Genomic DNA, 15,041 nt, shown 5'->3' with positions numbered 1-15,041 from the left:
TGTAATCTTTTTATCTATTAGATTAAAAAGGTTAGATTTTTTAATAGCTTCAGAGTTGATAATTGATTTGGTAGATAATTTATTGAAAAAGAAATAGATACATTCTTAAGTTTATTAAATAATTAAGATTTGTCTAATCTATAGTATTTATATACTATGAAACAAGACCAGCAAATTTTGATGGTCTTGTTTCATACATATTATACATATATAGTATGTTAGGTATAAGTATTAATTATATTTTATAAAAATTTACTCTTGATAAACTTAGTATTCCTGCTTTTTTATCATATCTTTATTACATTATATAAAAAATCAATCCCACAAATACCAATAATAAAAAAATATCTACAAACATTTGTATTTTTTTACTAATCACTATAATTATCCATTTACTATTTCTCCACCATTTACATGTATAGTTTGACCAGTTATAAAAGATGACTCGTCGCTTGCTAAAAAGACATAAGCACCGGAACATTCTACCGGCTGACCTGCTCTTTTCATAGGATTGTTATTACCGAATTTTGCAACTTCTTGTTCATCAAAACTCGCAGGTATTAATGGCGTCCATATAGGTCCTGGTGCTACTGCATTAACTCTTATTCCTTTTGTTGCTAATTGCATAGATAAAGACCTAGTGAATGTTGTTAATGCCCCTTTAGTCATAGAGTAGTCTAGTAATGTTTCATGGCCATGATATGCGACAACAGATGTTGTATTTATTATACTATCACCACATTTTAAATGAGGTAGTACAGCTTTTGTTAGATAAAATGCTCCATAGACATTAGTCTTAAAAGTTTTATCAAATTGATCGTCATCTATGTCAGTTAAGTTTTGTTGAGTATACTGTACCGCTGAATTATTTATTAATATATTTATTTTCTTATATTCCTTTAAAGTAGATTCTATAGCTTCTTTACAAAACTTACTTTCTTTTATGTCACCTTTAATTAAAAGGCATTTTCTACCTTCGTCTTCAACCTTTTTCTTTGTGACAATAGCATCATCATCTTCATTATAGTATATTATACTTATGTCGCATCCTGATTTTGCGAAAGCAATAGAAACTGCTCTTCCTATTCCACTATCTCCACCGCTAATAATAGCTACTTTATCTTTTAATTTATCATTTGGTTTGTTATATAATGGACTGTCGTATATAGGACTTGGTGCCATTTTATACTCAAGTCCTGGTTGACAATCTTGATGTTGCTTTGGAAATGAAGTTGGAAAAATCATAATCTTATTCTCCTTTAAAAAATTTAGTATATGAATATGATTTCCATGTGAATATAAATTATTCTTACTTGATACAGAGTTAGTCTATCTTCATTTGCTAATAATTATTTAAAAGCACTTAATGTGTATTAGATAGTATCAAAAGTTATATGTTAACTCTTAATACTATCTGACACAGGAGGTGCTTTTTTATGCTTTTAAAAAGATTATATCTAATAATTTTTGCTTGAACTAGATAAAATGAAACTTAATGTAAAAAGAAAGAAAATTTATAAAATATAGTAAAGTTAAAAAAATAACTTATTTCTGAAAGTTGACAAAATTGGGAAAAGGTTTTACTATAATATAGTATAGATGGGAAAAATGTATAATAAGTAAAGAAAAAGGGGTTTATACAGAGATTTAATTAGGTTAAATATTGACATGCTTAAATAAAAGTCATAAGGAGGGAATTTATGAAAAAAAAGAATATTGGATTAATACCTAAATTAATTATGGCAATAATTATAGGAATTGTAATTGGTACTTATATGCCAAGAGAATTAGTACAAATTTTAGTAACTGCAAGTTCTTTATTCTCAACATTTTTAAAATTTGTTATACCATTTATCATTTTAGGGTTTGTTACAGCAGGAATAGCTGATTTAAGTTCAGGGGCAGGTAAGTTATTAGGAGCTACAACTATTATCTCTTATGTATCAACAGTAATAGCAGGATTACTAGCATTTACTCTAATAAAAACCTTATTTCCATTTTTTATGGATCCATCGTTAGCTAGTAAAATAGGAAATCCTGAAGCTGGTATGCTTCCAGCTATATTCTCAATACCTTTAAAACCTATGATAGATGTAACAGCAGCAATAGTATTTGCATTTATGATGGGGCTTGGGATTTCAGCTTTAAGAAAAAATAATAAAGGTGAAGTATTATATAAAATAGCCTTTGATTTTCAAAGCATAATTCAAATGGTACTAGCTAAAGCAATAATACCATTATTACCACTATATATAGCTGGTACATTTGCTAATATAGCTTTTGCAGGTCAAGTAATGAACATATTAAGTGTATTTTGGAAAGTTTATATAGTAGTAATGTCACTTCATTTAATATATGTGGCTCTACAATTTACAGTAGCTGGAATGTATGCAAAGAAAAACCCAATAGAAATGATGAAAAACCAAATACCTGCATATTTAACAGCAGTAGGTACACAGTCATCAGCCGCGGCAATTCCAGTAAATGTTGATTGTGCAGAAAAAAATGGAATAAGTAAGCAAATTAGAGAATTTGTAATACCTCTATGTGCAACAATACACTTATCAGGGAGTATAATATCTATAGTATCATTTTCTGTTGCAGTGTTAATGATGAATGGAATGGATTCTGGTATAAATATAGTATTACCATATATAATGATGCTAGGTATAGCAATGGTTGCAGCACCAGGAGCACCAGGAGGAGCTGTTATGAGTGCATTACCATTTTTCCCAATGGTTGGGATACCGGCAGATGGTGGTTTAGCAAGTTTAATAATAGCTCTACATATTACACAAGATAGTTTTGGGACAGCTGCTAATATATCTGGAGATAATGCTATAGCAGTGGCAGTTGATGCTTTAAATAATAAGTGGAGAAAAAAAGAAAATAAAAGAAAAAGTGAAAAAATTGCATAAAAATTAATAATAAAAAATACCTTTTGCATAAAATTAAAAAATGTATGCAATAAGGTATTTTTTAATACCATAAAGTATTAGTTATTATCTAATATGGCTTTGTTAAGTACTTCCCCAATTGACTCATTTATTTCTAAGACATTATTTTTATTAAGATTTATATTATCTTTGTTTATAACAACAATGTTTTTACCTTTAAAATAATTTATAAAGCCAGCAGCAGGATAAACCACAAGAGATGTACCACCAATTATTAATAAGTCGGCCTTACTTATAGCAGATATAGCTTTATTAACAACTTCATCGTCTAGTGCCTCTTCATATAATACAACATCTGGTTTTACGATTGAGCCGCATTCTTCACAATGAGGTACAATACCATCTAAATTAAGCATGTCATCTAAGTTATAAAACTTTCTACAATTTTCACAATAGTTTCTATGAACAGAACCATGTAACTCAAATACGTTTTTACTTCCAGCCATTTGATGAAGACCATCGATATTTTGAGTAATTATAGCTTTTAATTTACCACACTTTTCAAGTTTGGCCAAAGCTATATGAGCTTTATTTGGTTTTGCATTTTTATATATTAATTTATCTTTATAAAATTTGAAAAAATCTTCTGGGTATCTAACAAAAAATGTATGAGATACTAATTGCTCAGGTGTAAAATTGAAATTTAACTTTTCATTGAACAATCCATTCGAACTCCTAAAGTCTGGAATTCCTGATTCTGTTGAAGTTCCAGCACCTCCAAAAAAAACTATATTATTGCTAGCACTTATTAACTCTTTTAATTCTTCTATTTTACTATTCATAAAATCATCTCCAAAATATTTTTTGATAATTCTATTATGACATAAATAATATAAAAAATAAAATATGAAGATTAGAAAGTACTAGTTATTTTAATGATTGCACTGACTGCACATAAATAGTACAAATTCACTTAGATAAAAAGCTTTTAGATTTATATAAAATGGTATAATATATTTAGAATTTAAATACAGAAGGTGAAGGGAAAATGGGGAAAAAGTTTAAGGAAAACAAAGGATTTACACTAATTGAGTTATTAGTAGTTATATCTATAATAGGAATATTGGCAGTTATAGCGGTACCAGCGTTATTTAATAGTATAAAAATGTCTAAGATTGCAAAGTTAGAAAAAGATGTTGATGCAATTAAAGGAGCAGTTATACAATATAAAATAGAAAACAATAAAAATCCAACATGGAATAAAAAGGATCCTATAGAAAGTAAAGAGTTTTTAAGATATATTGAAGGAATAAGTCAAAAATCACCAATAGGGGGAGATTATAAGTTATACTATAAGTCAAAAAATACGTCACCAGGATTTATTAAACTAAACAAGATAGATGATAATGGTAATTTAGTAACAATTGATGAAGATATAATAAAACCAGGGGACATATATTTAATGATAGAAAGTGGAGATAGCGATTTAAAAATAACTAAGAAACAATTACAAAAGTTAGATAAAGATTTAGGTAAAGATAGAGTATATGTATCTGAAAAATCTTTAGATGATGGAGATTTAATACTATTTATAAAAATTTTATAATATGATACATAAAGATAAAAGACTATGATTGTTTAATCATAGTCTTTTATAAGCTTTAAACTGTATGTTTTTTCTTTTTGTGTTTAGAACTAATTCCACCATTTATTTTTATATAATCATTATGAACAGATTTTACTATTCCAGTAAGTGCAAGTAATCCAATTAAGTTAGGTATAACCATAAGTCCATTAAACATATCTGACATTGTCCATACGATAGAAACTTCTCCTAATGTGCCTAGTAAAACACATACACATACAAAAACTCCATATATTTTAACTGCTTTTGAACCAAATAGGTATTTTATATTTGCTTCTCCAAAGAAATACCACCCAATGATAGTAGAAAATGCAAAGAAGAACATACATATAGCTATAAATATATCGCCAAACTTACCAAATACTGATGAAAAGCCAGCTTGAGTAAGAGTAGTTCCGATAAGAGAGCCATCTGGAGTTACTGAACGAGTTGTAATTATAACTAAAGCTGTTAAATTTAATATAACAAATGTATCTATAAATACTCCCATCATAGCAACAAATCCTTGTTCTGATGGATGATCAACTTTTGCTACAGCATGGGCATGAGGAGTAGATCCCATACCAGCTTCATTAGAGAACAATCCACGTGCAACACCTTTACTCATAGCTTTTTGTATAGTAGCCCCAATAACACCACCTGCTATTGATTGAGGTGCAAATGCTCCAACAAATATTTCTTGGAATGCTAAAGGAATATTTCTAAAGTTAAATAATATAACAATTAAAGAACCTATGATATAAAATAAAGCCATAATTGGAACTATTGTTTCTGTAACTTTAGCTATTCTACTAATTCCTCCTGAAAATACCGCAAATGATAAAACTGCTAATATGATACCGATTAAAAGAGGACTTATACCAAAAGCTGTATCAAATGCTGCAGCAATAGAATTTGATTGTACTGCATTTCCCATAAATCCTAATGCTAAGATAATAAATACTGCAAATGAACCTGCTAAGAACTTACCAAATTTACCTTTAAATGCAGCTTCTATATAATAAACTGGTCCACCAGTTACTGATTTATCGTCACCTATTTTTTTGTATTTTTGAGCCATTGTTGCTTCTGCATAAATTGTTGCCATTCCAAAAAATGCACTAACCCACATCCAAAATATAGCTCCAGGACCACCAACTGCTATTGCTGTAGCGGCTCCTGCTAAATTTCCAGTTCCTACTTGAGCTGCTATTGCTGTAGCTAATGATTGGAATTGAGACATACCTTCTTTATCAGCATTTTCACCTTTTTTAAATAGTCCTCCAAATGTTCTTCTAAACCCTTCTCCAAAGCCTCTAATCTGGACAAATTTTAGTTGAAAAGTATACCATACACCTGTACCTACAAGTAAGACTAATAAGATATTCTTATCCCAAAGTATACTATTGACTGAGTCTACAACTTTTGTTAATACCTCCATTACAATTACCCCCTTGTTTTTTAATATATGTTATTCAAAGTTTGTATAAAAACTTAAGATGACCTATTTATATCAAAGAATTTTCCAAAATAATAATGATTTGAAGTATTATGAAATATTTAAGTAGTATAAAAGAAAAGTTCTATGATAACAAAAAAGTTTTATATTACAATTTATGAGTTGGCAAGATGAGTCAAATTAAAAAATTACTATTAAATTATAGTTTTTAATGATTGTATCTTTAGATTATATTTTGAGTTGATAGAATAGATAAATTTAAGACTTTATATTTAAGTATGTTTTTAATTATATTGTATATATTTATATCTATATTCGCAATGCAGAATATTTAGTAATTTAAGAGTAAGATAATATAATATTTATTTATATAATAAAAACTACTAGACGAGAGTTCTAATCTAGTAGTTTTTTAATTCAAAGTAATTGTTAGTTAATAAAAATAATAATAAAAAAGATACAAAAAAATTTACTTGATATGATTTTTTTAAACCTGTTTTACACCAATAAGCAAAGTGCTCACAATTATTAAATATTAAATTAAAGTTTCTTTCATTTAGATGATTTTTAGCACGATTTACAACTTCATGTGGAGGAATTGGATTTTTAGATAAGTTAAGTATTTTAAAATTATCTTTACCTGCTAAAAATCTATCCATACCAGTTTGTCGTACACACATATTTCTTAAAAATCTATCATCTAATTTTCCATCATAATGTATAACACAATCATCGTTTATATATATACCAAAATGTTTATACAAGCCATGATCAACAAATATTAAATCTCCATATTTAGCTCTAGACATAAAAACCTCCTAAAATCATATATTTATAAATATGATTTTAGGTTTACAAAGTTACTAAGCTATAGCTTTAAATCCTTCGCCTAAAACTTCATGAACGTCACTGACTATTATAAAAGCAGAAGGATCTATATTTTTGATAACTTTTTTTAGGTGAACTTCCTCATTTTTAGATACTACAACTAGCAACACATTTTTGTCTTCATTAGTATAACCACCTTTACCTTGTAAAAAAGTTACACCTCTTTTTACTTCTCTAGTTATTCCATCTCTTAAAACATTAGGTTCATTTGATATAATCATAAATGCTTTAGAATAGTTAAAGTCAGATACTATAGCATCTACTAATTTAACTATTATATATAATGCTACGCCAGAATAAAGAGCAGTCTCTAGATTTTTACTAGCTAAGCCAGCAGAAATAACAACCATACCATCTAACATGACCATAAATTTTGACAAAGGTACATTAGGAAAAACTTTATTTAACATAAGTGCAATTAAATCAGTTCCACCAGTTGAAGCATCCATTTTTAGTATAATACCAAGTCCTATTCCTAAGCATAATGCACCAGAGATAGAACATAACAATACATCTTCAGTAACATGAACATTAGATAAATAAGAAGTGATACTTAATATAGCAGAAAATACACTCATACCTATTAATGTTTTAATTGAATTTTTTATTCCTAAAATTTTTACTGAAAAAACTATAAGAGGTATACCTATAACTAACATTACAATTGACATAGGCAAGCCAGTTACTTTTCCAATTACCATTGAAAGTCCACTAAGACCTCCAGGAGCTATAGTATATGGTTTAAGAAACATGTTTATTCCGATACTCATAAATATACAGCCTAAAACGAGACCTATAGACTCAAATATAAAACCTCTAAAACCCTTTTCCTTCATAAGACACCTCACAACAGATTATTAAAATTCCACAAGATATAGTATAACAAGATATGATTAAGTTGGGAATATGCTTTCCTTTTTCAGGAATATTTTAATTATTTTAAAAATTAATTTATATTAGAAAATAAGGAATATGCGGTATTTTAGAAAAAAACTAAAAATTGCATAGGAAAATGTTGACACCGCAAAAGTTATATTATACTATAATTAGGCGAGGGGGAATTAGTTAAATAAATAACTAGTTTTAGCAATTATAAAATTATACATCTTGGAGGAATAAGAGTATGGGAGAAAGTTCGTTTTTATCGCAATTTTTAATGGTAACAGACATTAAAACAGTACTTTTCATAGGGGTTTTATTAGGGACATTTTTTATAGTAAAACAGTTTGAAAAGAAAAAAGTAAAGTTCTCAACAAGAACAATTTATGCAACAATAATAGGACTTTTATTAGGAGTAATAATTCAAGTTGTTGCAGGACTTCCAGAAAATCCAGAAAATGTTGTCTGGTTACAAGAAGTAACTAAATGGTATGGATTATTTGGATATGGATTTATGGACTTATTAAAGATGCTAGTTGTACCTATGGTTTTTGTATCTATAATAAGAGTTATAATCAATATGAAAGAGGGAGACAATCTACAAGCATTAACTTTTAGATCATTAGGGATGTTACTTGGAACAACTGCATTAGCAGCAATTATAGGAATTATAGTAGGAAATGTTATGCAACTTGGAGTTGGAGCTGAAGTAGCTGGAATAGAAGCACCTGAAATGAGAGAAATAACACCACTTGTAGATACTCTAAGAGGTTTATTACCGTCAAATCCAGTAGGAGCTATGGCTGATGGAAACATAGTTGCAATTATTATATTTGCTACATTTTTAGGACTTGCAACAAATAGAATGAAGAAAAAATATATGGATACAGTTAAACCATTTATAAACCTAGTTGAGGCTTTTTATAAAATAATAGTAAGTGTTGCAATGACTGTTATAAAGTTTATGCCATATGCAGTAGTTGCTTTATTAGCAAATACTATTACTGCAAGAGGAATTGCTTCAATGATATCAGTTGTTGAGTTTGTAGTGGCCTTATATGTTGCAACTGCAATATTATTTATAGTTCATTTAATAATAGTAAGTATAAATGGTTTAAATCCAATAACTTACATAAAAAATGCAGCAGAGCCATTATTACTTGCATTTACATCAAGATCAAGTTTAGGTACACTTCCTGTTACTATAGAAGCGCTTGTTAAAAATCAAGGAGTAGATGAGGGAGTATCTAGTTTTACAGCTAGCTTAGGAGCTAACATGGGTATGAATGGATGTGCCGGAATATATCCTGCATTAATGGCTATAACTATAGCAAATATGGCAGGTGTAGATAAAGATATAAGTTTCTATGTTATGTTATTAGTAGTTATAACAATATCTTCTTTAGGTATTGCAGGACTTCCAGGAACTGCAACAATGGCAGTATCTGTAGTTGTATCAGGAGTTGGATTAGGATCATACTTCCCATTAGCAGGAGGAATACTTGCAATAGATCCAATACTTGATATGGGTAGAACTATGATAAATGTAAATGGAGCTACTACTGCATCTATAGCAGTTGGAAAATCGTTAGGCAAACTAGATAAAGAGGTATTTAATTCAAAAAATATATAAATATATAATAAAAAAAGCTTTGTTATAAAAAATAACAAAGCTTTTTTTATTATATATATTTTTACAGTGAGTATAATAAGCTTATATAATAAACTTATTATAAATCAGAATAAATAAAATTATAGCTAATAATAACGAAAATAGTATAGGCAAATTAGTAAAGATATTTACTAATTAGGAGCTAAAATCACAATCAAGTAGGTGTTAATATATGGAACAAATAATATATAGTTTACAAGAATATAAATTTTTAGTTGCTATAGTTGGGTTTGTTATAATAATAATTGAAACTTTTATTCCAGCACTGCCTCTTGTTGCTATTGTTGGAGCCAATGCATTTGTACTAGGTATATGGGTTGGATTTTTTATATCATGGGTAGGATCATCTATAGGATCTATTGCTTTATTTTTCCTTTGTAATAAATTTGCAGAGTCTACTTTTATAAGAAAGATTTCCAACAGGTATAAAAATATAGAAAAATTTAATAAATGGGTAAACAAACAAGGATTTACAATGATTTTTATTACTTACTTGTGCCCATTTATACCCGATTTTTTAGTCACTATAACTTCGGGTATTTCAAAAATGAAATATACTAATTTTATACCGGGGATGGTTCTTGGGAAATTTATAATGTTTTTAGTTATAAGCTATATAGGAAATGATTTTAAAGACTTTATAAAAGATCCTGTAAAGCTAGCATCTTTAATAGTATTTATAATTATATTTTGGATATTAGGTAATAAAATAAATAAGAAAATTAATGCCTAAAATAAGACTATACTTAAAGTATAGTCTGTTTTTTATTTGAAAGACAATTTGGACATAAATCACATTTAAAATTATTTACATTCATATTCATTTCAAAGTCTATAGAATAGGATAGGCCATTAAGCTTACACCCACACTCTATACATCTATTATCTCTTTTAAGAATTAATTGTTCTTTACTAAGTTTCATAAATAAAACCTCCTATAAAGTAACTTTAGAAAATTAAGTTTTAATATATATTATTTAATTAAAATATTAAAAAATTTATTGAATTTTAAATATACTATATTATATTAAAAAAAGTTTGATTTGAGACAATTTTAGACAAAGTCCTTATTAAGGAAGGCAAAAAAATAAAATAGAATATTAATATGAAGCAAAATTAGAAAAAACATTAAATAAAAATGATAAAATTATAAAGTTTGGTAAGTGTTATAAAAAAGAAAGTTTAAAGTCAAAAAACTTTAGAAATTAAAATGGTAACAAAAACAATGTTTGAAGTTTAAGTAAAATAGTGATAAAATGGAGTAGTTATCATAAATTAATTATAAGGTAGAAATATTGGGGGTTAAAAAATGCAGAAGATATATATAATAACAACATATACGGGAACTGCTCTTTCTTACTTAATAAGAAATATAAGTAAAACTCCTTATGCACATGTATCAATAGCTCTTAATAAAGATTTAAGACCTATGTATTCTTTTGGGAGACTAAATCCCAAAACACCTTTATTTGCAGGGTTCGTAGAAGAAAATATAAATGAAGGTTTATATGCTATAAAAACAAATACAAGATGTAGAGTTTACTCTCTGTACGTTACTAACGAACAATACAACAATTTATATAAAAATATTTTAAATGTAAGTGAGAATAGAGACAAATATGATTATGATGTTTTAGCACTTATATACTTGTCTAGAAATAAGCCTAGAGAAGCTGAGTATAAGTATGTATGCTCACATTTTGTAGCTGATATGTTAGATCAAAGTGGAATTAAACTGTTTGATCAGCCACCGTATGCGATAAGACCAAATGATTTTTTTAACCATAAAGATTTAACGCTAGAATATGAAGGATTATTAAGTGCATATAGAGCAAAAGAAAAAATATTTGAATATACTTTAAGCAGTATTTAAAATTAAAACATGAAAATACCCTTTATAATTTTAAGGGTATTTATTTTTTTGCAAAAAATGGATATAATTAATATTAACAAATATTACAAATATTTTAAAAATTAGGAAGGGGTATTAAATGAAAAAGTTTATAAAAATATATGGAACAGCATTAATAGTTGTAATCATATATGCAATAATTCAGTTACCTGTACTCAGGCTGGATTTTAAATCTCTATTCTCAACAGGAGTCATATTCTTTGTAGTAGCAGGAGTACTAGATATGATGTTAGATAGAGGTGAAAAAACATCAAGAGCAGCAAAAACTAATTTTACAATAGCAATGGCACTAATAGCATATATTATTGTAATACCATTTATAACATCATCACCTATAATTCACTCAAAAGCATATAGAAATTTACTTGGAGACGTTAAGGAAAGTAACTTTGCAAAAGATGTAAGTCCTGTTAGTGTAAATGACATAAGACTAGTTGATGAAGAAATGGCAATGAAACTTGGAGATAAAAAAATAGGAGAAGTTCCAGCTATAGGAAGTGTATCTAAATTAGGAAAGTTTCATATTCAAAATATAGATGGAGAATTATACTGGGTTGCACCACTAGTACATAGAGATATTATAAAATGGGTTACCAATATGAGTGGAACGTCTGGGTATGTAATGGTATCTGCTAGTAACCCACAAGATGTAAGATTAGTACAAGAAGTAGATGGAAAACCAATAAAAATCGTTTATCAACCAGATGCATATCTACATCAAGACTTAAGAAGACATATGTATTTAAAAGGATATGTGAATGTAGGAATGACAGATTTTACATTAGAAATAGATGATAAAGGAAAACCTTATTGGATAGTTACATTATATGAAAATGCAGTGGGATATGAAGGAAAAAATGCTATAGGTATAGCAACAGTAGATACTCAAAGTGGGGAAGTTAAAAGTTATGATATAAAAGATGCTCCAAAATGGATAGATAGGATACAACCTCAAGAATTTGTAACAGAACAAATAAATGATTGGGGAACTTATATAAATGGATTTTTAAACTCTGTTATATCTGAAAAAGGAGTATTGGTAGCAACTGAAGGAACGTCTTTAGTTTATGGTGAAGATGGTAAATCATATTGGTATACAGGGATAACCTCTGCAGGAGCAGATGATTCTACTATAGGATTTATGTTAGTTGATACTAGAAGCAAAGAAGCTAAATTATATAAACAGCCAGGAGCAACAGAAACAGCTGCTATGGTATCTGCAACAGGAAAAGTTCAAGAAAAGAATTATGATGCTACATTCCCTGTTATGTACAATATATTAGGAAAGCCTACATATGTAATGTCATTAAAGGATAAAGCGGGACTAGTTAAGATGGTTGCTTTTGTATCTGTTGAAGATTTTAATATAGTTGGGATTGGAGATACAAAAGAAGAAGCATTAAGAAGTTATAGAGAACAATTAAAGTCAAAGGGTAATAATGTTCAAGTGGAAAATGATAACACAAAGGTAGTTAAAACTGGAACAGTTAAGAGAATAAGTTCTGATGTAATAGATGGAAACACCTCATATTACTTTACTTTAGAAGGTATAAATGATTCTATATTCATAGTTTCATCAAAAGTATCACACGAAGTTCCTTTAACAAAGGAAGGGGATAGTATTAAAATTTCATATGACAAAGAACATAAAGGAAATATAGATATACTTGAGTTTGATAATATAAGTATGAATCAAAAAGAAGAGCAAGTTCAAAAAGAAGAAACGAATCAGTAAATAAAATAATAGAAAAGATGTAGTAATTTGCATCTTTTCTATTATTTTTTTATTATAAATAGTTGCAATAACAACTAAAATATTATATACTAATATAGTTGCAATAACAACTAAAACTATCTTATAGATAGGGGGATATAAAATGAAAAAAGATGGCAAATATATTGGAAGATATATATCACAAATTCATAGAAAAGGAAGGATATATATATCTAAAGAACTTAACGATCTAGGTATAGGATCTGGGCAAGTTATGTTTTTGCTAGAACTTTATAGGGGCGATGGAAAAAGTCAAGAAGATCTTGCTGAAGCTTTACATATAGACAAAGGAACTACGGCTAGAGCTATAAAAAAATTAGAAGAAGCAGGATTTGTATCTAGAGTAAAAGATGAAATAGATAAGAGAGCAAATAAAGTATATTTGACAAATAAGGGTAAAGAAGTACAAGAAAATGTATTTTCTATTATGATGAAATGGGAAAATAAAATAGCAACTAATTTAAGTAAAGAAGAAAGTAAACACCTATTAAATCTTCTAAATAAAGTTTGTATAAATATGTAAAGGAGGATTTTATATGCAAAATGAACAAATTTTAGGAACACAATCTATACCTAAATTACTACTAAAATATTCAGTGCCGGCTATTATAGGAATGATGGTTAATGCACTTTACAATGTTGTAGATAGAATTTTTATAGGAAACATACCTGGAGCAGGACCTCTTGCTATAACAGGAGTTGGTATATGTCTACCAATTATGACTATAATACTAGCATTTTCCATGCTTGTAGGAATAGGAGCTACTACCAATATATCTATAAAATTGGGTCAAGGAAAAAGAGATGAAGCTGAAAAAATTATAGGAAATAGTATAACATTAGCTATAGTAATAGGATTTATAATAACTATTTTAGGAATTTTATTTTGTGAGCCAATACTTAGAGTATTTGGAGCTAGTGACTCCACATTACCATATGCAAAAGATTTTATATATATAATCTTAGGTGGAACAATATTTAGTATGTTAGGATATACTCTTAATACTACTATTAGAGGAGATGGAAATCCAAAATTATCCGCTATTATAATGATTGTTGGGTGTTTAACAAACATTATATTAGATGCAGTTTTAATTTTTGTATTTCATTTAGGTATAAAAGGTGCAGCTATAGCAACTGTTATAGCTCAGTTAGTAACTGCTGTATGGGGATTATCATATTATGTTAAAGGAAAGTCAAATCTAAAATTTAAAAAATCTAGTTTAAGATTAGATAAAAATTTAGTAAAACCAGTTTTCGCAATAGGATCTGCTCCTTTTGCAATGCAATTAGCAACTAGCTTAGTTCAGGTGATTTCCAACAATGCATTAAAAACTTATGGTGGAGATTTAGCTATAGGAGCTATGGCGACAGTATCATCTATAGCACTTATGATATCAATGCCTATATTTGGGTTAAATCAAGGAGCACAACCAATTATTGGATTTAACTTTGGAGCAGCTAAGTATGATAGAGCTAATAAAGCATTTAAATTATCAGCAATAGTGGCAGTAATTATAATGACAACAGGTTGGTTATTAATACAAACTGTTCCACAACTTATAGTTGGAATGTTTAATAGAGATCCTAAACTTATGGAAATGTCAGTAACTGGAGCTAGAATATACTTATTAATGCTTCCTATAATAGGTATATCTATAACAGGATCAAACTATATTCAATCTATAGGTAAAGCTAAAACTGCTATAATACTTAGTTTACTTAGACAAGTAATAATATTAATACCGATGATATTAATACTACCTAAGTTCTTAGGATTAGACGGAGTTTGGTATGCTCAACCAGTTTCAGATTTCTTAGCAACAGTAATAACTATAATTATATTATATAGAGAATTTAAGAGTCAGCAAAAAGTAAATAGAGAAGAGCAAGAAGTGATTGCATAAAAGTATAGGCGTATGTCTATACTTTTTTT

Annotated in this window: 14 protein-coding genes; 8 read left to right on the top strand and 6 right to left on the bottom strand. The window is 28.2% G+C overall.

Features of this window, described 5'->3' with window-relative positions; genetic code table 11:
* Nucleotides 1-384 precede the first annotated feature (384 nt).
* On the bottom strand, nt 385-1,245 hold the full coding sequence (locus ATCC9714_RS09385) for an SDR family oxidoreductase (protein ID WP_057545108.1): 861 nt from the start codon (nt 1,243-1,245) through the stop codon (nt 385-387).
* Nucleotides 1,246-1,700: 455 nt separating this feature from the next.
* Between ATCC9714_RS09385 and ATCC9714_RS09380 the strand changes: the two genes are divergently transcribed.
* A complete protein-coding gene (locus ATCC9714_RS09380) occupies nt 1,701-2,918 on the top strand; it encodes a dicarboxylate/amino acid:cation symporter (RefSeq protein WP_054630434.1) in 1,218 nt (405 codons plus the stop codon).
* Nucleotides 2,919-2,995: 77 nt separating this feature from the next.
* Here ATCC9714_RS09380 and ATCC9714_RS09375 read toward each other — a convergent pair whose 3' ends face one another.
* Nucleotides 2,996-3,739 carry an NAD-dependent protein deacylase gene (locus ATCC9714_RS09375; RefSeq protein WP_057545107.1) on the bottom strand — a complete coding sequence of 248 codons (744 nt, stop codon included), beginning with the start codon at nt 3,737-3,739 and terminating at the stop codon, nt 2,996-2,998.
* A gap of 206 nt (nt 3,740-3,945) precedes the next feature.
* Here ATCC9714_RS09375 and ATCC9714_RS09370 point away from each other — a divergent pair, with 206 nt between their 5' ends.
* Entirely contained in the window at nt 3,946-4,503 is a 558-nt protein-coding gene (locus ATCC9714_RS09370) for a type II secretion system protein (RefSeq protein WP_057545106.1), read from the top strand.
* A gap of 55 nt (nt 4,504-4,558) precedes the next feature.
* On the opposite strand, the gene ATCC9714_RS09365 is transcribed toward ATCC9714_RS09370, so the two are convergent.
* The 3 genes from ATCC9714_RS09365 to ATCC9714_RS09355 all read right to left on the bottom strand — a co-directional run bounded on the left by ATCC9714_RS09365 (nt 4,559) and on the right by ATCC9714_RS09355 (nt 7,704).
* A complete protein-coding gene (locus ATCC9714_RS09365) occupies nt 4,559-5,962 on the bottom strand; it encodes an alanine/glycine:cation symporter family protein (RefSeq protein WP_057545105.1) in 1,404 nt (467 codons plus the stop codon).
* Between the two features lie 419 nt (nt 5,963-6,381).
* Nucleotides 6,382-6,789 (bottom strand): lecithin retinol acyltransferase family protein, encoded by a 408-nt coding sequence (locus ATCC9714_RS09360; protein WP_057545104.1) that lies wholly within the window; start codon nt 6,787-6,789, stop codon nt 6,382-6,384.
* Nucleotides 6,790-6,843: 54 nt separating this feature from the next.
* Entirely contained in the window at nt 6,844-7,704 is an 861-nt protein-coding gene (locus ATCC9714_RS09355) for a YitT family protein (protein ID WP_057545103.1), read from the bottom strand.
* Nucleotides 7,705-7,991: 287 nt separating this feature from the next.
* Here ATCC9714_RS09355 and ATCC9714_RS09350 point away from each other — a divergent pair, with 287 nt between their 5' ends.
* Together ATCC9714_RS09350 and ATCC9714_RS09345 are read left to right on the top strand one after the other, a co-directional pair.
* Nucleotides 7,992-9,380 (top strand): cation:dicarboxylate symporter family transporter, encoded by a 1,389-nt coding sequence (locus tag ATCC9714_RS09350; protein ID WP_055339642.1) that lies wholly within the window; start codon nt 7,992-7,994, stop codon nt 9,378-9,380.
* A gap of 211 nt (nt 9,381-9,591) precedes the next feature.
* Entirely contained in the window at nt 9,592-10,152 is a 561-nt protein-coding gene (locus ATCC9714_RS09345) for a TVP38/TMEM64 family protein (RefSeq protein WP_021121451.1), read from the top strand.
* Between the two features lie 13 nt (nt 10,153-10,165).
* Here ATCC9714_RS09345 and ATCC9714_RS09340 read toward each other — a convergent pair whose 3' ends face one another.
* On the bottom strand, nt 10,166-10,342 hold the full coding sequence (locus ATCC9714_RS09340; protein ID WP_021121494.1) for a hypothetical protein: 177 nt from the start codon (nt 10,340-10,342) through the stop codon (nt 10,166-10,168).
* 386 nt (nt 10,343-10,728) lie between these two features.
* Here ATCC9714_RS09340 and ATCC9714_RS09335 point away from each other — a divergent pair, with 386 nt between their 5' ends.
* The 4 genes from ATCC9714_RS09335 (at nt 10,729) to ATCC9714_RS09320 (ending at nt 15,012) form a co-directional block, all read left to right on the top strand.
* Complete coding sequence (locus ATCC9714_RS09335) at nt 10,729-11,292, top strand: hypothetical protein (RefSeq protein ID WP_021121358.1); 564 nt, start codon at nt 10,729-10,731, stop codon at nt 11,290-11,292.
* A 118-nt stretch (nt 11,293-11,410) separates the two neighbouring features.
* Nucleotides 11,411-13,066, top strand: coding sequence for a hypothetical protein (locus ATCC9714_RS09330; protein WP_054630996.1), 1,656 nt, complete (start codon nt 11,411-11,413; stop codon nt 13,064-13,066).
* A 142-nt stretch (nt 13,067-13,208) separates the two neighbouring features.
* Entirely contained in the window at nt 13,209-13,628 is a 420-nt protein-coding gene (locus ATCC9714_RS09325) for a MarR family winged helix-turn-helix transcriptional regulator (protein ID WP_021129380.1), read from the top strand.
* A gap of 13 nt (nt 13,629-13,641) precedes the next feature.
* A complete protein-coding gene (locus ATCC9714_RS09320; RefSeq protein WP_021129379.1) occupies nt 13,642-15,012 on the top strand; it encodes an MATE family efflux transporter in 1,371 nt (456 codons plus the stop codon).
* Nucleotides 15,013-15,041: the final 29 nt, after the last annotated feature.

The organism is Paraclostridium sordellii, assembly GCF_000953675.1.
GTDB lineage: Bacteria > Bacillota > Clostridia > Peptostreptococcales > Peptostreptococcaceae > Paraclostridium > Paraclostridium sordellii.
Note: the sequence above shows the minus strand (reverse complement) of the source record. Positions and strands in the feature narration are given on the sequence as shown.